1 pseudogene is annotated in these 219 nt (G+C 61.2%); it reads left to right on the forward strand.

The features are described 5' to 3' along the window. Window positions 1-211: pseudogene (locus tag AC0L21_RS38155) on the forward strand (IS5/IS1182 family transposase); the annotation flags it as partial. Window positions 212-219: the final 8 nt, after the last annotated feature.

Raw genomic sequence — 219 nt, forward strand, 5'->3', positions numbered from 1 at the left:
CGAGCCCATCATCGGACATCTGAAGGCCGAAGGTCACCTTGGCCGCTGCTATCTCAAAGGCCGCGCCGGCGACGCCGCCAACGTCGTGCTCTCAGCAGTCGGCCACAACTTCCGCCGTATCCTCGCCTGGCTCAGAGAACTCTTGTGCCTCTTCCTGATCCAGCTATCGCATACGCTTGCCTGTCCGCTCCCGCTCAATTCGGCTTCTTAACGGACGAC

The sequence above is a fragment of the Bradyrhizobium sp. WSM4873 genome (assembly GCF_055811355.1).